Annotated in this window: 19 protein-coding genes; all 19 read left to right on the forward strand. The window is 67.6% G+C overall.

What is annotated here, in order from left to right:
- The first annotated feature begins 14 nt into the window (after positions 1-14).
- The 19 genes from rpmF to lon all read left to right on the forward strand — a co-directional run bounded on the left by rpmF (position 15) and on the right by lon (position 20,119).
- Positions 15-194, forward strand: coding sequence for a 50S ribosomal protein L32 (gene rpmF, locus ACR4XJ_RS12920; RefSeq protein WP_007527626.1), 180 nt, complete (start codon positions 15-17; stop codon positions 192-194).
- Positions 187-1,227: a phosphate acyltransferase PlsX gene (gene plsX / locus ACR4XJ_RS12925; RefSeq protein WP_434755573.1), complete on the forward strand. Its 1,041-nt coding sequence runs from the start codon at positions 187-189 to the stop codon at positions 1,225-1,227. Before rpmF ends, plsX begins: the two co-directional genes overlap by 8 nt.
- A 55-nt stretch (positions 1,228-1,282) precedes the next feature.
- Positions 1,283-2,281: a beta-ketoacyl-ACP synthase III gene (locus ACR4XJ_RS12930; RefSeq protein ID WP_434755574.1), complete on the forward strand. Its 999-nt coding sequence runs from the start codon at positions 1,283-1,285 to the stop codon at positions 2,279-2,281.
- A gap of 259 nt (positions 2,282-2,540) precedes the next feature.
- Positions 2,541-3,284, forward strand: a complete 744-nt coding sequence (gene fabG, locus ACR4XJ_RS12935) for a 3-oxoacyl-[acyl-carrier-protein] reductase (protein WP_434755575.1) — start codon at positions 2,541-2,543, stop codon at positions 3,282-3,284.
- 62 nt (positions 3,285-3,346) lie between these two features.
- The gene (gene acpP, locus ACR4XJ_RS12940; RefSeq protein WP_333506184.1) at positions 3,347-3,577 is read left to right on the forward strand and encodes an acyl carrier protein; all 231 of its coding nucleotides are present in this window, start codon (positions 3,347-3,349) and stop codon (positions 3,575-3,577) included.
- 181 nt (positions 3,578-3,758) lie between these two features.
- A complete protein-coding gene (fabF, locus tag ACR4XJ_RS12945; RefSeq protein ID WP_434755576.1) occupies positions 3,759-5,006 on the forward strand; it encodes a beta-ketoacyl-ACP synthase II in 1,248 nt (415 codons plus the stop codon).
- 320 nt (positions 5,007-5,326) lie between these two features.
- Positions 5,327-6,565, forward strand: coding sequence for a serine hydroxymethyltransferase (glyA, locus tag ACR4XJ_RS12950; RefSeq protein ID WP_434755577.1), 1,239 nt, complete (start codon positions 5,327-5,329; stop codon positions 6,563-6,565).
- 179 nt (positions 6,566-6,744) lie between these two features.
- Positions 6,745-7,311 (forward strand): deoxycytidylate deaminase, encoded by a 567-nt coding sequence (locus tag ACR4XJ_RS12955; protein ID WP_434755599.1) that lies wholly within the window; start codon positions 6,745-6,747, stop codon positions 7,309-7,311.
- A gap of 4 nt (positions 7,312-7,315) precedes the next feature.
- On the forward strand, positions 7,316-8,560 hold the full coding sequence (ribD, locus tag ACR4XJ_RS12960) for a bifunctional diaminohydroxyphosphoribosylaminopyrimidine deaminase/5-amino-6-(5-phosphoribosylamino)uracil reductase RibD (protein WP_434755578.1): 1,245 nt from the start codon (positions 7,316-7,318) through the stop codon (positions 8,558-8,560).
- A 186-nt stretch (positions 8,561-8,746) separates the two neighbouring features.
- On the forward strand, positions 8,747-9,439 hold the full coding sequence (locus ACR4XJ_RS12965; RefSeq protein ID WP_434755579.1) for a riboflavin synthase: 693 nt from the start codon (positions 8,747-8,749) through the stop codon (positions 9,437-9,439).
- 144 nt (positions 9,440-9,583) lie between these two features.
- Positions 9,584-10,813, forward strand: coding sequence for a bifunctional 3,4-dihydroxy-2-butanone-4-phosphate synthase/GTP cyclohydrolase II (locus tag ACR4XJ_RS12970; RefSeq protein WP_434755580.1), 1,230 nt, complete (start codon positions 9,584-9,586; stop codon positions 10,811-10,813).
- Positions 10,814-10,917: 104 nt separating this feature from the next.
- On the forward strand, positions 10,918-11,388 hold the full coding sequence (gene ribH / locus ACR4XJ_RS12975; RefSeq protein WP_434755581.1) for a 6,7-dimethyl-8-ribityllumazine synthase: 471 nt from the start codon (positions 10,918-10,920) through the stop codon (positions 11,386-11,388).
- A 4-nt stretch (positions 11,389-11,392) separates the two neighbouring features.
- Complete coding sequence (gene nusB, locus ACR4XJ_RS12980) at positions 11,393-11,887, forward strand: transcription antitermination factor NusB (RefSeq protein WP_434755582.1); 495 nt, start codon at positions 11,393-11,395, stop codon at positions 11,885-11,887.
- Between the two features lie 319 nt (positions 11,888-12,206).
- The gene (gene leuS, locus ACR4XJ_RS12985) at positions 12,207-14,708 is read left to right on the forward strand and encodes a leucine--tRNA ligase (RefSeq protein ID WP_434755600.1); all 2,502 of its coding nucleotides are present in this window, start codon (positions 12,207-12,209) and stop codon (positions 14,706-14,708) included.
- A 2-nt stretch (positions 14,709-14,710) separates the two neighbouring features.
- Positions 14,711-15,265 carry an LPS assembly lipoprotein LptE gene (lptE, locus tag ACR4XJ_RS12990; RefSeq protein WP_434755583.1) on the forward strand — a complete coding sequence of 185 codons (555 nt, stop codon included), beginning with the start codon at positions 14,711-14,713 and terminating at the stop codon, positions 15,263-15,265.
- A gap of 94 nt (positions 15,266-15,359) precedes the next feature.
- On the forward strand, positions 15,360-16,460 hold the full coding sequence (locus ACR4XJ_RS12995) for a DNA polymerase III subunit delta (RefSeq protein ID WP_434755584.1): 1,101 nt from the start codon (positions 15,360-15,362) through the stop codon (positions 16,458-16,460).
- A gap of 91 nt (positions 16,461-16,551) precedes the next feature.
- Complete coding sequence (gene radC, locus ACR4XJ_RS13000) at positions 16,552-17,229, forward strand: RadC family protein (protein WP_434755585.1); 678 nt, start codon at positions 16,552-16,554, stop codon at positions 17,227-17,229.
- Between the two features lie 15 nt (positions 17,230-17,244).
- A complete protein-coding gene (locus tag ACR4XJ_RS13005; protein WP_434755586.1) occupies positions 17,245-17,541 on the forward strand; it encodes an acylphosphatase in 297 nt (98 codons plus the stop codon).
- Between the two features lie 19 nt (positions 17,542-17,560).
- Positions 17,561-20,119 (forward strand): endopeptidase La, encoded by a 2,559-nt coding sequence (gene lon / locus ACR4XJ_RS13010; protein WP_434755587.1) that lies wholly within the window; start codon positions 17,561-17,563, stop codon positions 20,117-20,119.
- Positions 20,120-20,206 lie beyond the last annotated feature (87 nt).

Genomic DNA, 20,206 nt, shown 5'->3' on the forward strand with positions numbered 1-20,206 from the left:
AGGAGAGGAACGTCATGGCCGTTCAGCAGAACAAGAAGTCCAAGTCCAAGAAGGGCATGCGTCGTTCGCACGACCGCGTGGCCGTGCCCACCATCGTGTACTGCGCCTGCGGCGAGCCCACCGTTCCGCACCGCGCCTGCCCGAGCTGCGGCACCTACAAGGGCCGTCAGGTGGTTGCCCAGCCTAATGAATAACGCCACAGTCATCGCCGTGGATGCCATGGGGGGGGATTTCGGCCCCTCCGTGGTGGTCCCCGGCGCGATAGAGGCGGCGCGCGACAAGGGGGTCGCCCTTTTGCTGGTCGGAGACCAGGCGAAGGTGCGGGCGGAACTCGCCAGACTCCCTCTTGACGGCGTCGCCTACGACATTGTCCACGCCAGCGAAGTGGCCGGCATGGACGAAAAGCCTTCGGACATCCTGCGCCGCCGCAAGGACGCCTCCATCCAGGTGGCCTGCCGCCTGGTGCGCGACGGCCAGGCCCACGGCATCGTCAGCGCCGGGCATTCCGGCGCCACCGTGGCCTGCGGCATGTTCATCATGGGCCGCATTCCCGGCGTGGACCGTCCGGCGCTCGCCTCCATCATGCCCACCGAGAAGAACCCCATCGTCCTGCTGGACGTGGGGGCCAACGTGGACTGCAAGCCCCACCACCTTTTCCAGTTCGGCCTCATGGCCGACGCCTTCGCGCGCGACCTTCTGGCGTGCGAGTCGCCGCGCATCGGCCTTTTGAGCATCGGCGAGGAAGAGGGCAAGGGCAACACCCAGGTCAAGGAAGCCTACGAACTGTTCAAGCTGGCCCAGAACGGCATCAACTTCGTGGGCAACGTGGAAGGCCGCGACATTTTCAGCGGCGACGTGGACGTGGTGGTCTGCGACGGCTTTGTGGGCAACGTGGCGCTGAAGCTCAGCGAAGGGCTCAGCATGTCGCTGGGCCGCGTGCTGAAGCGCGAACTGCTCTCGGGTCTTCTGCCCAAGATCGGCACCCTGCTCGCCAAATCCGCGTTCCGCCGTTTCGCCCAGTTCGTGGACTACGCCGAATACGGCGGCGCGCCCCTGCTCGGTTTGCAGGGCATCGCCTTCGTCTGCCACGGCAAGTCCAACGCCAAGGCCGTGCGCAGCGCCGTCAAGCTGGCCGCCACCTTCGTGGAGAAGAAGACCAACGAACGCCTCGTCAAGGCCATCAGCGCCAACGAGGAGCTCACCCGCTACGGCAAGGCCATAAAGTAGCGTCCCCCACCCTGCCACATGCGGCGCGCACCACGCGCCCGCCGGAACGAGCCACATGACAGCATCGCGCGATATTGCCTGCCGGGTCAGGGGGTTCGGTGCGTACACTCCCGTGGACGTGCTGACCAACTTCGACCTTGAAAAAATCGTGGAAACCACCGACGAGTGGATCACCACCCGTACCGGCATCAAGCAGCGCCACCGCCTGGCCAAGGGGCAGAACGCCTCGGACGCGGCGACGGAAGCCGCCCGCCTGGCCCTGGCCGACGCGGACATGCAGCCGGACGAGATCACCCACGTCATCAACGCCACCTGCACGCCCGACTACCTGTGCCCCAACACCGCCTGCCTCATCGAGGCCAAGCTGGGCATCGTGGGCGCCATGGCCTTCGATTTCAACGCCGCCTGCTCGGGCTACGTGTACGGCCTGTCCATGGCCCGCGCCATCGTGGCCGCCCAGCCCGAGGCGCGCGTGCTGCTGACCGCCACCGAGGCGCTGACCCGCCGCCTGAACTGGGCCGACCGCTCCACCTGCGTGCTGTTCGGCGACGGTGCCGGGGCTTCGGTCATCACCACCGGGACCGAAGGCGCGGGCGCGCTGCTGGAAGACGTGCACTCCGCGTCCGACGGCAACCTGGGCGGCCTGCTGACCATCGGCGGCGGCACCCACACCCCCTACGCCAAGGGCGACCCGGTGGGCGACGACTTTTTCGTGCAGATGAACGGCCGCGACGTGTTCAAGCACGCCGTGCGCAACATGGCCGCCATCAGCCAGGACGTGCTTGCGCGCAACGGCCTGACCATCGACGACGTGGCCCTGGTCATTCCGCACCAGGCCAACCTGCGCATCATCGAGGCCGTGGGCGACCGGCTGGGCGTGCCCGCCGAACGGGTGTTCGTGAACCTGCACGAGTTCGGCAACACCTCGGCGGCGTCCGTGCCGCTGGCCATCGCCGACGCGCGGGCCAAGGGCGTGCTGCGCCCCGGCATGCGCGTGCTGCTGGCCACCTTTGGGGGAGGGTTTACCTGGGGGGCCGCCCTGCTCCATTTTTAACTGGCAAACGGCCTTTTTCCCGCTGGCGTCGTCAAACTTCGCCTGCCATGTCGGTCGAATACAGCAAGAGTATACTCCCTCATGGCAGGCTCGTTTTCCTTGCCAGCGAAAAAAAATCCGTTTGCCAACGAATCGCCGGACACCGGAAGAAAATACCATAATCTTCACCCGCGATACCCCGGAACGGGCCAATTGAAGTCGCACTGTCTTTGCGGTATAAGGCGGAGCCCTTTGCAACCCGCAACATGAGAAAGGCCGAATGAGCGAACTCACTTCCACCGCGCTGGTCACCGGGGGCTCCCGGGGCATCGGCAAGGCCGTGGCGGAAACCCTGGCCCGCGAGGGCTTTCAGGTCTACCTCACCTACGTGAGCAAGCCCGAGGAGGCCGAAGCCGTGGCCGCGGGCATCAACGCCGCGGGCGGTTCGGCGCGCGCCTTCCGGCTGGACGTTTCCGACGCCGCCGCCGTGGCCGCGTTCTTTCAGGAAGAAATCAGGGAAAAGGTCGCCCTCGACGTGCTCGTGAACAACGCGGGCATCACCAAGGACGGGCTGATCCTGCGCATGAAGGACGAGGACTTCGACCGCGTGCTGGACGTCAACCTTTCCGGGGCCTTCACCTGTCTGCGCGAAGCGGCCAAGCTGATGACCAGGCAGCGCAGGGGCCGCATCGTCAACATCACCTCGGTGGTGGGCCAGATGGGCAATGCCGGGCAGATCAACTATTCCGCCGCCAAGGCGGGGCTGATCGGCATGACCAAGTCCGCCGCCAAGGAACTTGCCGGGCGCAACGTCACGGTCAACGCCGTGGCCCCCGGCTTCATCGAAACCGACATGACCGCGAAGCTCACCGACGAGATTCGCGCGGCATATATCGAAGCCATCCCGCTCCGGCGTCTGGGCTTGCCCCAGGACATCGCCGATGCCGTGGCCTTTCTGGCTTCCGATAAGGCGGGCTACATCACCGGGCAGGTCATCGCCGTCAACGGCGGCATGTACTGCTAGCAGCCCGTCCCGTACGCAGCACCGACCGGCACCGAAACGAGAAAAACAGCATTGGAGGGACCATGTCCGTTGAAGAAAAGATCAGCAAGATCATCATGGATCAGCTTGGCGTGTCCGCCGAGGAAGTGAAGCCCGAAGCCTCCTTCGTGGAAGACCTTGGCGCCGACTCGCTCGACCTGACCGAACTGATAATGGCCATGGAAGAGGAATTCGGCATCGAAATCGACGACGACGATGCCCAGAAGATCCTCAAGGTCCAGGACGCCATCGCCTACATCAAGAGCAAGCAGTAGGGCTTGCCCTTCACGCAACGAAAGATCGCATGCGGGCGTCTTATGACGAGGTCATAAGACGCTCTCGCGCTTTTCTTCTGCACGGCCGAAACCACGCGAACAGCGCGCAACCACTCGCCATCGTTCCACATCTATCCCGTTCGCGCGGGTTCGGCCCCATTACCGCCAAGAGGAAATCTTAATGACCGGAAAGCGTGTCGTCGTGACCGGCCTTGCGGCCATCACCCCCCTTGGTAACGACCTTGCGACAAGCTGGGAGAATCTCGTGGCCGGGAAGTCCGGCATCGGGCCCATCACCCACTTCGACGCTTCGGAGTACACCTCTCGCATCGCCGGCGAGGTCAAGGGCTTCGACCCAGAGAAGTACATCCCGGCCAAGCAGGCCAAGCGCATGGACCGTTTCGTCCAGTTCGCGGTGGCCTCCGGCAAGATGCTCGTCGAGCATTCCGGCCTCGTCATCGACGACGCCAACGCCCACCGCGTGGGCGTGCTGCTTGGCGTGGGGCTTGGCGGGCTGGAGACCATCGAGGTCTTCCACACCAAGCTCGTCGAGTCGGGGCCCAACCGCGTCTCGCCGTTCATGATCCCCATGCTGATCTCCAACATGGCGCCAGGCCAGGTCTCCATCTTCACCGGGGCCAAGGGTCCCAACCTGGTGACCACCAGCGCCTGCGCCTCGGGTCAGCACGCCATCGGCTATGCCTACACCGACATCGCCATGGGCCGCTGCGACGCGGTGATCACCGGCGGGGTGGAAGCCACCATCACGCCCATGGGCGTTTCCGGCTTCACCGCCCTGAAGGCCCTGTCCACCGCCCGCAACGACGACCCCGCCAGGGCGTCGCGCCCGTTCGACAAGGAACGCGACGGCTTCGTCATCGGCGAAGGCTCGGGCTTCCTGATGCTGGAATCGCTGGAATCGGCCCAGGCGCGCGGGGCCACCATCTACGCGGAAGTGGTGGGCTACGGCGCGTCCGGCGACGCCTATCACATGACCGCCCCGCACGAGGACGGCCTGGGCATGGCGCAGGCCATGCGGGCCGCCATCGACGAGGCGGGCATCCGCCCGGAGGACGTGGACCACATCAACGCCCACGCCACCTCGACGTACCTCAACGACCTGTGCGAAACCAAGGCCATCAAGAAGGTGTTCGGCGACCACGCCAAAAACATCCGCATCACGGCCAACAAATCCATGACCGGGCACCTGCTGGGCGCCGCGGGCGGGATGGAGGGCGTGTTCAGCGTCATGGCGCTGCACACCGGCATCATTCCCGGCACCATCAACCGCGACACGCCCGACCCCGAGTGCGACCTGAACTACATGGCGGACGGCTCGGAAAAGTACCAGGCGGAATACGTGCTGTGCAATTCGTTCGGCTTCGGCGGGACGAACTGCTGCATGCTGTACAAGCGCTGGAAGGGTTAATATCGCAAACGCACGTATCGCGGGCGGCTACGTCGTCAAAAAGCCTTTTTGCTTCAGTCGAGTACCAAAAAGTACACTCCTTCCGCAAAAAGACTTTTTTCCTCGTCCCCGCCTCGCGTTCCGCACGTTTGCAGTCCTGCCTGATATCGGACATTGTCCGAACTCGCTTGCCTGAATGGGGGTGCAGGGGGCTTGGCCCCCTGCGCCGGAGGCTTGCAGAACATCTCCCTCCCCCTCGCCGGGCACGGGAGAACGATATTTCCAGAGGTCGCGCGGCAGGCGAACGCCGCGCGGCCGCAACCATTCCACGGAGGCGAACCATGGACGAACTGCTGATTCAAGACCCGGAAGTGGGTCGCGCGGTCACCCTTGAAATCGAACGTCAGACCGGCAAGCTCGAACTCATCGCGTCCGAGAACTTCGTCTCCGCCGCCGTCCGTCAGGCGCAGGGCAGCGTGCTGACCCACAAGTACGCCGAAGGGTACCCCGGCAAGCGCTACTACGGCGGCTGCGAATTCGTGGACATCGCGGAAAACCTGGCCATCGACCGGGCCAAGGCCATCTTCGGCTGCGGCTACGCCAACGTGCAGCCCCATTCCGGCAGCCAGGCCAACATGGGTGTGTACTTCGCCTGCCTGAAGCCGGGCGACACCATCCTGGGCATGAACCTTTCGCACGGCGGGCACCTGACCCACGGCAGCCCGGTGAACTTCTCCGGCCGCCTGTACAACGTGGTGTTCTACGGCGTGAAGAAGGAAACCGGCTTCATCGACTACGACGAAGTGGCCGCCCTGGCCCGCGAGCACAAGCCCGCGCTCATCGTGGCCGGCGCCAGCGCCTACCCGCGCGTCATCGACTTCGCCCGCTTCCGCGCCATCGCCGACGAGGTAGGCGCCAAGCTGATGGTGGACATGGCCCACATCGCGGGCCTGGTGGCCACCGGCCTGCACCCCACCCCCATCGGGCAGGCCCACTACACCACCACCACCACCCACAAGACCCTGCGCGGCCCGCGCGGTGGCATGATCCTGTCCGACGAGGACAACGCCAAGACCCTGAACAGCCAGATATTCCCCGGCATCCAGGGCGGCCCGCTGATGCACGTCATCGCGGCCAAGGCGGTGGCCTTCGGCGAGGCGCTGCGCCCCACCTTCGCGGACTACCAGCAGCAGGTGGTGAAGAACGCCGCCAAGCTGGCCGGTTGCCTGACCGCCGCCGGGTACGACCTGGTTTCCGGCGGCACCGACAACCACCTGATGCTCATGGACCTGACGGCCAAGGACATCACCGGCAAGGACGCCGAGCACGCGCTGGACAAGGCGGGCATGACCGCCAACAAGAATACCGTGCCCTTCGAGACCCGTTCGCCCTTCGTGACCTCCGGCGTGCGCCTGGGCACCCCCGCCCTGACCACGCGCGGCATGAAGGAAGCCGAAATGGAAAAGGTGGCCGCGTGGATCGTGGACGCCCTGGGCAACGTCAACAACGAGACGCGCCTTGCGGCCATCAGCCGCGAGGTGGAAGTCTTCGCGCGGCAGTTCCCGCTGTTCGCCTGGTAGGCACGGCCGCACCAGTCCCTACGATGTCATGACGGCGCCGGGGCGGACAGCCGCCCCGGCGCCCGACACGGTTCCTTTCCCGGCCGTTACCTGAGCATGGCTCTTCCACCGCTCTCCCGCGCGGCCGAACCGCCGGGCAAGGTATCGGCCCTTCAGCCACAGAGGTACCCATGTCCACACTGTCCCGCCTCCCCTGGCCCCAGTACTTCATGGAGATCACCTACCTCGTGGCCGAGCGTTCCACCTGCACCCGGCGCAAGGTGGGGGCCATCGCGGTGAAGGACAAGCGCATCCTGGCCACGGGCTACAACGGCGCGCCCTCGGGCGTGGCCCACTGCCTTGACGTGGGCTGCCTGCGCGCCCAGCTTGGCGTGCCCTCGGGCCAGCGCCACGAAATCTGCCGGGGGCTGCACGCGGAACAGAACGTCATCGTGCAGGCCGCCATCCACGGCATTTCGCTGGCGGGCTCGGAAATCTACTGCACCACCCAGCCCTGCCTGATCTGCACCAAGATGCTCATCAACTGCGGCGTCACGGCCATCCGCTACGCGGAATCGTACCCCGACCAACTGGCCGAGGACATGCTGCGCGAATCGGGCGTGCTGTACGAGGTGCTGCCCTTCACTCCGCGCAGGGGCGGCCCCTGCGTTCCGCCAGACGCCCCCAATCCGCCGGACGGCAACCGTAACGACAATGGGAGTTCCGGGGGCGGCTGCGGGGGCGGCTGCGCCTGCGGGGGCACGTAGCGCCATGACCGCGCCGCATCCGTTCGAAAATTTCATGCGCGAGGCCATCGCCCTTGCCCGGCAAGGCCGCTGGCGCGCCGCGCCCAACCCCACGGTGGGCGCGGTGCTGGTGCGCGACGGCCAGGTTGTGGCGCGCGGTTTCCACACGGCCTGCGGCATGCCCCACGCCGAGGTGGAATGCCTGCGCGATGCGGCGGCCAACGGCGTGGACCCGGCCGGGTGCACCCTGGTGGTCACGCTGGAGCCGTGCAACCACCACGGCAAAACGCCCCCCTGCTCGCAGGCGGTGCTGGCGGCGGGCATCCGCCACGTGGTGGTGGGCATGGCCGACCCCAACCCGGTGGCCCAGGGCGGCGCGGAATTCCTGCGCCGGCACGGCGTGCGGATGGATATGGGCGAGCGCGGGATGGGCGTGTGCGAGCAGGACTGCCGCGACCTGGTGGCCGACTTCGTCACCTGGAAGAAGACGGACCTGCCCTACGTCATCCTGAAACTGGCCAGCACGCTGGACGGGCGCATCGCCACCCGCGCGGGCCATTCGCAGTGGATAAGCTGCGCGGCCTCGCGCCGCCGGGTGCATGCCATCCGGGCGGGCGTGGGCCATGCCGGGGGCGCGGTGCTGGTGGGCGGCGGCACCCTGTTCGCCGACAACCCGCTGCTGACCGCCCGCTGCGGCGATGTTTCGGATTCCCCCTCCTCCGCCACTGCCGGAGATAATTGTTCCGGCGACACCCCGCGCCGCCAGCCGCTGGCCGTGGCCGTCACCTCGCGCATGGACGAGGTGGCCGCGCGCGCCGGTGACCTGGCCCTGCTGGACCAGCGGGCGGCGGACGCCATTTTCTGGACCACGGAACGGGCCGCCGCATCCCCGGCAGCCGATGCGGTGCGCGCCACGGGCGCGCGGGTATGGGGCCTGCCTGATGTGGACGCCGCCAATTCCACGACTGTCCCCGGCGGCGCGGGGCTGGACCTGCGCGCGGGCCTGGCCCGGTTGCGCGGCGAGGCCGGTTGCCTGTACGTGCTGTGCGAGGGCGGTGGACAGCTGGGGCTGGCCCTGCTGGAGGCCGGGCTGGTGCACGAATTCGAGTTGCACCTGGCCCCCAAGGTGCTGGGCGACAACGCGGCGCGGCCCCTGTTCGACGGCCGCGCGCCCCTGCGCATGGACGACGCGCTGGGCCTGCGCGTGGCCGCATCCGCCCCCAGCGGAGAGGACATCATCGTGACCCTGCGCCCCAGGGACTGTTCCTGACTTGCCTTTTCGCCCGGTGGCTGCGTCAAACTTCATCTGGCATCTCGGTCAAATACAATAAGAGTATACTCCCTCGTGCCAGACTCGTTTTCCTTGCCACCGAACGAAAATCCCGCGTCAGAAACAGCCCCAAGGCGTAGAGATACGTTCCAGACAACGGCGGCGCGCCGCCTCGGAGACTGCTTCATGTTCACCGGCATCATTCAGGGACAGGGCGGCATCGTGGCCGTGGAAGGCGCGGGCAAGGAAACGCGGCTGCGCATCCGGCCGCTGTTCGTGCTGTCCGACATCGTGGTGGGCGAATCCATCGCGGCCAACGGCGTGTGCCTGACCGCGGAAACCCACGGCGGCAGCCGCGACGCGGCGTGGTACACCTGCTACGCCTCGGCCGAGACCATGCGCCTGACCACCCTTGGCGACCTCAAGACTGGCGACAGGGTGAACCTGGAACGCGCGCTGGCCATGGGCGACCGCCTGGGCGGGCACATGGTTGCGGGCCACGTGGACTGCGTGGCCACCGTGGCCGAGGTGCGCGAGGAAGGCGAATCGCGCCGCTACCGGCTGAAGTTTCCGCAGGAATTCGGCCCCCAGGTCATCCCCAAGGGCTCCGTGGCCCTTGACGGGGTGAGCCTGACGGTTAATCATTGTGGCCCGGATTTTCTGGAGGTCAACGTCATCCCCGAAACGCAGCGGGTCACCACCATCGCAGGGTGGAAGCCCGGAGTACGCGTGAACATGGAGACGGACCTCATCGGCAAGTACGTGCAGCGCATGCTTTCGGCATGGCAGGGCGGCGCATCCGCCACCGGCCATGCCTCCTCCGGCTCCGGCGGGGGCAGCGCGCTGACCGTGGAATTCCTGAAGGAACACGGCTTCTAGTACCATCGCAGGGTACGGGGACCGGGTCTTTACGCGTGTCGAACGGCCGGAACTTGCCGGACGGCCGGAACATGTCCAGCGTTCCGAATCAATGACCAGAACGCCGCGCCCGCACGGGGCGGCGTCGCATATCCAGAGGTAGCCATGCCCATCTGCAAGACCGAGGAAGCCATCGAGGAAATCCGCAAGGGGCGGATGATCATCCTCGTGGACGACGAAGACCGCGAGAACGAGGGCGACCTGACCATCGCCGCCCAGCACGTGACCCCCGAGATCATCAACTTCATGGCCACGCACGGGCGCGGCCTGATCTGCCTGCCCCTTGAACCGGCGCTGGTCGATGCGCTGCAACTGCCCATGATGACCCGCCGCAACGGCTCGAAGTTCGGCACCAACTTCACGGTGTCCATCGAGGCGCGCAAGGGCGTGACCACGGGCATCTCCGCCGCCGACCGCGCCACCACCATCCTTGCCGCCGTGGCCGACGACGCCCAGCCTGAAGACCTGGTCACGCCGGGGCACATCTTTCCCCTGCGGGCCCAGAAGGGCGGGGTCATGGTGCGCGCCGGGCAGACCGAAGGCAGCGTGGACCTGTCGAAGCTGGCCGGGCTGAAGGGCGCGGCGGTGATCTGCGAGATCATGCGCGACGACGGCGAAATGGCCCGCATGCCCGACCTGATCGAGTTCGCGAAAAAGCACGACATGAAGATCGCCACCATCCGCGACCTCATCCGCTACCGCATGCAGTCGGGACTGCTGTCCGTGAAACGCGTGGCGGAAGCGCAGATGCCCACCAAGTACGGCGAATTCCGCGTCATCGCCTACGAGAACGAACTGCACGACGAAACCCACCTGGCCCTGGTCAAGGGCGAGATCACCCCCGGCGAGCCGGTGCTGGTGCGCGTGCACAGCGAATGCCTGACCGGCGATGTGCTGGGCTCCATGCGCTGCGACTGCGGCGGCCAGCTGGCGGCGGCCATGTGCCAGATATCGGGCGAGGGCAAGGGTGTGCTGCTGTACATGCGCCAGGAAGGGCGCGGCATCGGCCTTGCTAACAAGATCCGCGCCTACGCCTTGCAGGACCAGGGCTACGACACCGTGGAGGCCAACCACAAGCTGGGCTTCAAGGCGGACCTGCGCGACTACGGCATCGGCGCGCAGATCCTGGTGGACCTGGGGGTGCGCAAGATGCGCATGATGACCAACAACCCCAAGAAGATCATCGGCCTTGAAGGCTACGGCATCGAGGTGGTGGAACGGGTGCCCGTGGAACTGGAATCCTGCTCCTTCAACGAGGCGTACCTGCGCACCAAGAAGGAGAAGATGGGCCATCTTCTCGAACTGAAGCATACCGACGCGCCGAGCGAAATCTAGGCGACGCATAACCGCCCCGCCCGCGCGCCCGGCCATGCCCGGCGCGCGGGCGGAGGACGGCCCCATATCACGCCCCGGCGCGCCGCCGGAAAAGGAGACCCCCAATGCTGCACATCAAGACCATCGAGGGCCAGCTCGACGCCAAGGGCCTGAAGTTCGCCATCATCGCCACCCGCTTCAACGACTTCATCGTGGACCGCCTGGTGGGCGGCGCGGCGGACTACCTTGCCCGCCACGGCTGCGAGCGCGAGGACATGACCATCGTCCGCATTCCCGGCGCGTTCGAGATGCCCATCGTGGCCCAGAAGCTGGCCAAGAGCGGCCGCTACCACGGCATCATTGCCCTGGGCGCCGTCATTCGCGGGGCCACCCCCCACTTCGACTTCGTGGCCGGCGAAGCCACCAAGGGCCTGGCCCACATCTCGCTGGATTCCGGCGTGCCCGTGGGCTTCGGCCTTTTGACCACCGACTCCATCGAGCAGGCCATCGAACGCGCGGGCACCAAGGCGGGCAACAAGGGCGTGGAAGCCGCCGCCGCCGTGCTGGAAACCGTGCGCGTGATGGAGCAGCTGTAACCCCATGGCCAACCAGGGCAAGAAACCCACCCGGCGCAGCGAACGCGCGCTGGCCTTCCAGGTGCTGTACGGCCTCAGCTTTTCGCCGGCCACCACCGAGGGCGCGTTGCGCGCGGCCTATGCCGCCTCGCCCGATGTGGCGGATCGCGCTGAAAACGAAAAATCCGACCGGCACGACCCCGCCACCGCCCCGCAGGGCTACGCGTGGGAGGTCATCCACGGCGTGTGGAAGACGCAGGCCGAACTGGACGAGGCCGTATCGGGCTTTTCGCAGAACTGGCGCGTGGAGCGCATGGGCCGCGTGGAGCTGACGCTGTTGCGCATCGCCGTGTACGAAATGCTGTTCCGCGACGACGTGCCCGCCAAGGTGGCCATGAACGAGGCCATCGAGCTTTCCAAGCAGTTCGGGGACGACAATTCGCGCGGCTTCATCAACGGCATCCTCGACGCGGTGGCCCGCGCGCTGGAATCGGGCCGACTATCGCCCAAGGGGCAGTAGGCCCCGCTGCGGCCGGGGTGGTCCGGCGGCGCTTAACCGCCCGGAATCACCCCGCGAATGCGCAATTGGCACTTGAAGGCGCGCGCCCGAAAGGCTACGGTCTGACGGGTTCGCGCCCTCGGTCTTCACCGGGGGCGGGGGGCGCGTCCCCCCGAACCGGCAGACCAGACACCAGATCCGACACCCGCCCCGACATCCGCTCCACCGGCGGCCGGAACAGGCGCCGGCGGCACGGCAGGCGGCCCCGGAAAAGCCCACACGGACCAGTCCACACGGATAAGTCCACAAGGACCATCGCGGCATGAAACCCGAACGCGGCATGAAATACGATCCCCAGTCCATCGAAACCAAATGGCAGCGCATCTGGGAAGAAAGCGGCGCCTTCCACTGCGACCACCACTCCGACAAGCCCAAGTACTACGTGCTGGAGATGTTCCCCTACCCTTCGGGCAACATCCACATGGGGCACGTGCGCAACTATTCCATCGGCGACGTGGTGGCCCGCTTCAAGCGCATGCAGGGCTTCAACGTGCTGCACCCCATGGGCTGGGACGCCTTCGGGCTGCCGGCGGAAAACGCCGCCATCAAGCACGGCACGCATCCCGCCAAGTGGACCTTTTCCAACATCGACAACATGCGCAGCCAGCTGCGCCGCCTGGGCTACTCGTACGACTGGCGGCGCGAACTCGCCACCTGCACGCCCGAATACTACCGCTGGGAGCAGCAGTTCTTCCTGCGCTTCTTCGAGAAGGGCCTGGTGTACCGCAAGCAGGCCCCGCAGAACTGGTGCCCCAAGTGCCACACCGTGCTCGCCAACGAGCAGGTCATCGAAGGGCTGTGCTGGCGCTGCGATTCCGCCGTGGAGCAGAAGAACCTGACCCAGTGGTTCCTGCGCATCACCGACTACGCCGAAGAACTGCTGGCCGACCTCGACAAGCTGGAGGCGGGCTGGCCCGAGCGCGTGGTGAGCATGCAGCGCAACTGGATCGGCAAGTCCATCGGCGCGGAGATCGCGTTCCCTCTGGAGGGGGCTGACGCCTCCATCACCGTGTTCACCACCCGGCAGGACACCGTGTTCGGCGCGACCTTCATGAGCCTCGCCCCCGAGCATCCGCTGGTGGAGCAACTCATCAGCGGACCGGAAGGGGACAAGCCCGAGGCCCCGGCGGTGCGCGCCTTCGTCGAGCGCATCCGCAACATGGACCGCATCGTGCGCCAGTCGGACGACCTCGAGAAGGAGGGCGTGTTCACCGGCGCCTACTGCGTGAACCCCTTCACCGGCCGCCGCATGCCCATCTGGGTGGCCAACTTCGTGCTGGCCGAATACGGCACCGGCGCGGTCATGGCCGTGCCCGCGCACGACCAGCGCGACTTCGAGTTCGCCCGCAAGTATGGCCTGCCCATGCAGGTGGTCATCCAGCCGGAAGGCGACGCGCTGGACACCGCCGCCATGCAGGCCGCCTGGACCGAGGCGGGCGTGCTGGTCAATTCCGGCGAGTTCGACGGCCTGCCCAACGAGGCCGCCAAGCAGAAGATCGCCGATTCGCTGGAATCGTCTGGCAAGGGCCGCCGCACCGTCAACTACCGCCTGCGCGACTGGAACATCTCGCGCCAGCGGTACTGGGGCGCGCCCATCCCCATCGTCTACTGCGACGCCTGCGGCGTGGTGGCCGAAAAGGACGAGAACCTGCCCGTGCTGCTGCCGCTGGAAGTGCGCACCCACGAGGACGGCCGCTCGCCCCTGCCCGACACCCCCGAATTCGCGGACTGCGCCTGCCCCAAGTGCGGCGGCAAGGCCCGCCGCGAGACGGACACCATGGACACCTTCGTGGAGTCCTCGTGGTATTTCGCGCGCTACACCAGCGCCCGCAAGGACGACGGCGCGTTCGACCCCGCCGCGCTGAAGTACTGGATGCCCGTGGACCAGTACATCGGCGGCGTGGAGCACGCCATCCTGCACCTGCTTTACTCGCGCTTCTTCGTGAAGGCCCTGCGCGACTGCGGCTACATGGATCTGGACGAACCCTTCGCCAACCTGCTCACCCAGGGCATGGTGCTGAAGGAAGGGGCCAAGATGTCCAAGTCCAAGGGCAACGTGGTGGACCCCACCGAGATGATCGCCCGCTACGGGGCGGACACGGTGCGCCTGTTCTGCCTGTTCGCCGCGCCGCCGGAACGCGACTTCGATTGGAGCGACACCGGCATCGAGGGTTCCTACCGGTTCATCGGGCGCATCTGGCGCCTGGCCGAGGAGCTCTCCGGCCTGCTCCTGCCGGTGAAGGCATGCTCAGCCACGGCGGCCGACGCGGCCACGCCCCAAGGCAAAGACCTGCGTAACAAGGAACACGCCACGGTGCGCAAGGCCGGGGCGGACATCAGCGACAGGTTCCAGTTTAACACGGCCATCGCGGCGGTGATGGAACTGGTCAACGCGCTGTACCTCGCCAAGGACGAACTGTCCGGCGACGAGGGCGGCCGCAGGGTGCTGTCCAGCGCCGTGGCCACAGTGCTCACGCTGCTCTCGCCCATCACCCCGCACATCGCCGAGGAACTCTGGGCGGCCGTGGGCCACACCGGGCGCGTCACCGACGAGCCGTGGCCGCAGTGGAGCGAGGAAGCCCTGGCCCGTGACGAGGAAACCATCGTGGTCCAGATCAACGGCAAGCTGCGCGGCCGCGTCAGCGTGCCCGCCGGGGCGGACGCCAAGGCCATCGAGGCCGCCGCCCTGTCGGAACCCAACGTGGCCCGCCACCTGGAGAGTGTCACCGTGCGCAAGGTCGTCGTCATTCCCGGCAAGCTCGTCAACGTGGTGGTCGGCTAGCCATGGCCGCCGCGTCCCTCCGGAACGGGGGCTCCCTGTCCCGCATCGCGCGGCGCGTGCCGTGCGCCCTGGCGTCCCTTGTGGCCGTCGCGCTGCTCGTGTCGCTGACCAGCTGCGCGGGGTACAACCTGACCAGCGAGGAAACCGGCATCTTCGGCGACGGCAGCAAGACCCTCAAGGTCAAGGCCGTGGACAACCCCACCATGTACCCGTGGCTGCCGTACATGCTGCGTTCCGCCCTGCGCGACGAGATCGGGGCGCGCCAGTTGGCGGTATGGAAGGACGACGGCCGCGCGGACTATGAGATCAAGCTGCGGGTGCGCCATTTCCGCCTGCGCGGCGACGTGCGCGACTCCGACGACAAGACCCAGTTGTACACGGCCTCCATGTCCGCCGAGGCCACCGTGTACGACGGCGCCACCAACGCCGTGGTCTGGGAATCGAGGATCGTCGGCTATTCCGACTCGTACGACACCTACAACGAGCGCGACGCCGCCGCAAAGGTGGGCGCCGAACTGGTGCGGCGGCTGGTGGACAGGATGCGCCAGCGCTTCTAGACCGCAGGCCAAGGCCCGGATATAAACGGCCCGAGGGGAGGCGCTCCCTTCGGGCCTTCTCATTGCCGCCCTCCCGCAACCCCACGGTGACTGCATGACCCGACCCGGCTTCACCATCTGCATCTGCCCCGACGCCCGCCTGACCCGCGACCGCATCGACGCGCTGCTGGCCGTGCATCCGCCCGTGGCGGCCGAGGCCGGCGCCGGTTCCATGGGGCTGGCCCCGGCCGCCGCGCCGGAATGGGACCGCCAGGCCTTCTGGGGCGACGAGCCATTGCCCCCCGCCTTCTGGGAACACCTGACCCTGCAAGGGTTGTTCGCCACCCCGCGCGCGCTGGTGGTGCGCAACGCCCAGAACCTGCCCGCCGAGACGTGGAAGCGCATCTCCGCCGCCCTGGCCCGCCCCAACCCACTGGCGTGGCCCTTCCTGTGCCTGGAGGTGGGTTTCGACAAGGGCCAGCCCAAGGTGCCCGCGCACATCGCCAAGCTGCGCTGCCTGGACTTCGCGGAGTCGAAGAAATGGATCTGGCGCTCGCCGGGCCTCGACGAGCGGGGCGTGGCCACCTTCGTGCGCCAGCATGCGGCCTCGCAAGGGCTCCGCTTCGCGCCCGGCGCGCTGGAGGCGGTATGCGCCGCCCTGCCGCCCGACGCCACGGCCATCGCCACCGAACTGGAAAAGCTCTCGCTGGCCGCGGGCGACGGCGAGGTGACCGCCGCCATGGCCGCGCTGGTGGACCACACGGCGGACATCGACATCTTTTCCTTCATGCGAGCCCTGCAGGCGGGCAACGCCCCCATGACCGTGTGGCGCCAAGTGCTGCGCGACCGCCTGGGGGGCGATTCCATGCTCTTCCCCTTCCTGGGCATGCTGCTGCGCGAAACGCGCATCCTGTGGCAACTGCTGGCCGGAGAGCCGGTGCGCCTGCCCCCTTCCGTGCTGCCGCCCAAGCAGCAACTGGCGCGCCAGTTGGGCCACGCCGGTCTGGCCCGGATATGGGACCTGGCGCTGGAGGCGGAAATGGGCATCAAGAGCGGCGAGCGTTCGCCCGAGCAAGCCATGGAAATGCTGGTGGCCGGGCTGTTCACCCTGTTCGCCCGCAGCCGCCGCGCCGCGCAGGGGGCCGCCCGACCCGGCGTACACCAGCCCGGCAGGCCCCGTCCCCCGGCGTACGCGCCGGGCGGGCACAGGAACTGACCATGGCCCCGGCACCGCAGCATCCGGCCACTCCCGCAGCCACGGGCCGCACCCGTACAACGGGCTTGCACGCCCCGCACGACTGCTTATTATGACCACTGGTCCCCATTACCACGGCCACCGCGAGCGGGTGCGGGCCAGGCTGCGCAACGACCCTGCCGCCCTGCCCGACTACGAAGTGCTGGAACTGCTGCTGGGCCACGTGCTGCTGCGCCGCGACACCAAGCCGCTGGCCAAGGAACTGCTGGCCCGCTTCGGCAGCCTGCGCGGCGTGCTGGACGCCCGGCCCTCGGAACTGATGGCGGTGAAGGGCTTCGGCCCGGCCATGCTCGATTTCTGGTCCCTGCTGCGCGAGGTGATGGCCCGCTACGTGGAAACCCCGGCCCGCGAACGCGAAGTGCTGGGCAGCCCGCAGGCGGTGGCGGAAATGGCCCGGGTGCGCCTGGCCGCATCGCCGCACGAGGAGGTCTGGGTGGCCCTGCTGGACACCCAGAACCGCCTGATGGCCTGGGAAAGGGCGTCGCGCGGCACGGTGAACGCATCGGCCGTGTACCCGCGCGAAATCCTGGAACTGGCCCTGCGGCACAAGGCGGCCTCGATCATCCTGGTGCACAACCACCCCGGCGGCAATCCGTCGCCGTCGGCGGGAGACATCGAGATCACCCGGCAACTGGAACTTTCGGCCAAAGCCATCGGCCTGCGTCTGCTGGACCACGTCATCGTCACCGACGACGCGTGCTACAGCCTCAAGGACGACGGCCTGATCTGACGGGAGCGGACGCACATGGCGCGCAGCCGATTCAGGGTCACCGGCAGGGTGCAGGGGGTGGGCTTCCGCTCCTGGACCGGCCGCACCGCCCGCGCCCTGGGCCTGTCCGGGTGGGTGCGCAACCTGCCCGACGGCAGCGTGGAACTGGAGGCCCAGGGGCCGGACGAGCGCATGGACGCCCTGCGCGACGCCCTGTGGCAGGGCCCCATGTTCGCCAGGGTCACCGGCGTGGAGGAGCATGCGTCTCCCGATGCACCCGGCGCACCGGATGGGCAGGACGCCGCCCCGCACGATTTCCATATCCGATTCTGACACGCGAGGAGCACCCCGCATGACCGACGACATATACGACGACGACACCCCCAAGAAGCCCAAGGCCGGGACACGGGAAACCGACGCCCCTGCCGGAACCGCCGCCGACGACGCCGACAGGGAAGCGGCCGCGTCCGCTCCGCCCCGCGCCGGGGACGATGCCCGCGCCCCGGATTTCGACGACGCCCCGGAGTCCGCCGATGCGTCCGAACCGTCCGGCGCCTCCGACGGCTCCAGCCACGCGGACGGGCCGGAACTGCCCGTGCTGCCCGACGAACTGCCCGTGCTGCCCGTGCGCGACGTGGTGGTGTTCAACTACATGATCCTGCCCCTGTTCGTGGGCCGCGAAAAATCGGTGCAGGCCGTGGACGCCGCCCTCAACGGCAGCCGCTACCTGATGATCTGCACCCAGCGCGACGAGTCGGTGGACGACCCCGCGCCCGAAGACCTGCACGCCACCGGCACGGTGGTGATGATCATGCGCATGCTGAAGATGCCCGACAACCGGCTGAAGGTGCTGGTGCAGGGCATCAGCCGCGCGCGGGTGGAATCCTTCGGCGTGGGCGACGGCTACCTCACCGCCCGCGTGGAAACCCTGCCCGAGCCGGAACTGGGCCCGCCCACCGTGGAGCAGGAAGCCATGATGCGCGCCGCCCGCGAGCAGAGCGAAAAGATCCTCTCACTGCGCGGCATAGCCACCTCGGACATCATGGCCGTGCTCAATTCCGTGGACGACCCCGGCCGCCTGGCCGACCTCATCGCCGCCAACCTGCGCATGAAGGTGTCCGACGCGCAGGCCATCCTGGAATGCACCGACCCCGACGCCCGGCTGCGCCTGGTCAACGAACAACTGGTCAAGGAAGTGGAAGTGGCGTCCATGCAGGCCAAGATCCAGAGCATGGCGCGCGAGGGCATGGACAAGGCCCAGAAGGACTATTTCCTGCGCGAGCAGATGAAGGCCATCCGCCGCGAGCTTGGCGAATCGGGCAACGAGGACGAGGAACTGGAGGACCTGACCCGCTCCCTGGAGCGCGCCGGGCTGCCCCGCGAGGTGCGCAAGGAGGCGGACAAGCAGTTGCGCCGCCTGGCCTCCATGCACCCCGACTCGTCCGAGGCCACCGTGGTGCGCACCTACCTGGAATGGCTGGCGGAACTGCCGTGGGCCAAGCTTTCGCGCGACCGGCTGGACATCAACAAGGCCAAGGTGATCCTGGACGAGGACCATCACGGCCTCGCCAAGGTCAAGGACCGCATCCTGGAATACCTCAGCGTGCGCAAGCTGAACCCCAAGTCCAAGGGGCCCATCCTGTGCTTCGCGGGGCCTCCCGGCGTGGGCAAGACCTCGCTGGGCCGGTCCATTGCCCGGGCCATGGGCCGCAAGTTCCAGCGCATCTCGCTGGGCGGTATGCGCGACGAGGCGGAAATCCGCGGCCACCGGCGCACCTACATCGGGGCCATGCCGGGGCGCATCGTGCAGAGCCTGAAGCAACTGGCCACGCGCAATCCCGTGCTGATGCTGGATGAAATCGACAAGATCGGCTCCGACTTCCGGGGCGACCCGTCGTCGGCGCTGCTCGAAGTGCTGGACCCGGAACAGAACTGGTCGTTCAGCGACCACTACCTGAACGTGCCCTTCGACCTGTCCAAGGTCATGTTCATCTGCACCGCCAACCAGCTGGACACCATCCCCCCCGCCCTGCGCGACCGCATGGAGGTCATCTCCATCCCCGGCTACACCATGCAGGAAAAGCTGGCCATCGCCCGCCGCTACCTGCTACCGCGCCAGGCCAAGGAAAACGGCCTGTCCCCGCGCGAGGTCACCGTTCCCGACGCGCTCGTCGAGCGCATCATCACCGGCTATACCCGCGAGGCCGGGCTGCGGAACCTGGAACGCGAGATCGGCTCGCTGTGCCGCAAGGTGGCCCGCCGCAAGGCCGAGGGCGAAAAGGGTCCCTTCCGCATCACCCCGCGCATGCTGGAAAAGTTCCTGGGCGCACCCCGCTTCATCGACGAGGAAAAGGAAGCCGAACTGCTGCCCGGCGTGGCCCTGGGCCTGGCCTGGACCCCCTACGGCGGCGAAGTGCTGCACGTGGAGGTCACCCCCATGAAGGGCAAGGGCGGCGTGACCATGACCGGCCAGCTCGGCGACGTGATGAAGGAAAGTGCGCAGGCCGCCATCTCCTACGCGCGCAGCCGGGCCGAACGCCTGGGCATAGAGCCGGACTTCTCGGAAAAGCTCGACCTGCACATCCACGTGCCCGCAGGGGCCACCCCCAAGGACGGCCCCTCCGCCGGGGTGACCATGGTCACCGCGCTGCTCTCCGCCCTTACCGGCACCCCCGTGCGCAGCGACCTGTGCATGACCGGCGAGATCACCCTGCGCGGACGTGTGCTGCCCGTGGGCGGCATCAAGGAAAAGATCCTCGCCGGGGTGGCGCGCGGCATGCAGCACGTGATTATCCCGCGCCAGAACGTCAAGGATCTCGAAGACATCCCCGCCGACCTGCTGCGCCGCATCCAGGTCCACCCCGTGGCCCACATCGACGACCTGCTGCCCCTGGCGTTTCCGAAAGATTAGGAAAGATAACGGGGGGGGGGGGGGGGGGGGGGGGGGGGGGGGGGGGGGGGGGGGGGGGGGGGGGGGGGGGGGGGGGGGGGGGGGGGG

It is taken from the genome of Nitratidesulfovibrio sp. D1 (assembly GCF_051133415.1).
GTDB lineage: Bacteria > Desulfobacterota > Desulfovibrionia > Desulfovibrionales > Desulfovibrionaceae > Cupidesulfovibrio.

Excerpts from the sequence above, each read along its gene's own strand:
- rpmF (WP_007527626.1), top strand. The coding sequence starts at position 15 with ATGGCCGTTCAGCAGAACAAGAAGTCCAAGTCCAAGAAGGGCATGCGT.
- plsX (WP_434755573.1), top strand. The coding sequence starts at position 187 with ATGAATAACGCCACAGTCATCGCCGTGGATGCCATGGGGGGGGATTTC.
- ACR4XJ_RS12930 (WP_434755574.1), top strand. The coding sequence starts at position 1,283 with ATGACAGCATCGCGCGATATTGCCTGCCGGGTCAGGGGGTTCGGTGCG.
- fabG (WP_434755575.1), top strand. The coding sequence starts at position 2,541 with ATGAGCGAACTCACTTCCACCGCGCTGGTCACCGGGGGCTCCCGGGGC.
- acpP (WP_333506184.1), top strand. The coding sequence starts at position 3,347 with ATGTCCGTTGAAGAAAAGATCAGCAAGATCATCATGGATCAGCTTGGC.
- fabF (WP_434755576.1), top strand. The coding sequence starts at position 3,759 with ATGACCGGAAAGCGTGTCGTCGTGACCGGCCTTGCGGCCATCACCCCC.
- glyA (WP_434755577.1), top strand. The coding sequence starts at position 5,327 with ATGGACGAACTGCTGATTCAAGACCCGGAAGTGGGTCGCGCGGTCACC.
- ribD (WP_434755578.1), top strand. The coding sequence starts at position 7,316 with ATGACCGCGCCGCATCCGTTCGAAAATTTCATGCGCGAGGCCATCGCC.
- ACR4XJ_RS12965 (WP_434755579.1), top strand. The coding sequence starts at position 8,747 with ATGTTCACCGGCATCATTCAGGGACAGGGCGGCATCGTGGCCGTGGAA.
- ACR4XJ_RS12970 (WP_434755580.1), top strand. The coding sequence starts at position 9,584 with ATGCCCATCTGCAAGACCGAGGAAGCCATCGAGGAAATCCGCAAGGGG.
- ribH (WP_434755581.1), top strand. The coding sequence starts at position 10,918 with ATGCTGCACATCAAGACCATCGAGGGCCAGCTCGACGCCAAGGGCCTG.
- nusB (WP_434755582.1), top strand. The coding sequence starts at position 11,393 with ATGGCCAACCAGGGCAAGAAACCCACCCGGCGCAGCGAACGCGCGCTG.
- leuS (WP_434755600.1), top strand. The coding sequence starts at position 12,207 with ATGAAATACGATCCCCAGTCCATCGAAACCAAATGGCAGCGCATCTGG.
- lptE (WP_434755583.1), top strand. The coding sequence starts at position 14,711 with ATGGCCGCCGCGTCCCTCCGGAACGGGGGCTCCCTGTCCCGCATCGCG.
- ACR4XJ_RS12995 (WP_434755584.1), top strand. The coding sequence starts at position 15,360 with ATGACCCGACCCGGCTTCACCATCTGCATCTGCCCCGACGCCCGCCTG.
- radC (WP_434755585.1), top strand. The coding sequence starts at position 16,552 with ATGACCACTGGTCCCCATTACCACGGCCACCGCGAGCGGGTGCGGGCC.
- ACR4XJ_RS13005 (WP_434755586.1), top strand. The coding sequence starts at position 17,245 with ATGGCGCGCAGCCGATTCAGGGTCACCGGCAGGGTGCAGGGGGTGGGC.
- lon (WP_434755587.1), top strand. The coding sequence starts at position 17,561 with ATGACCGACGACATATACGACGACGACACCCCCAAGAAGCCCAAGGCC.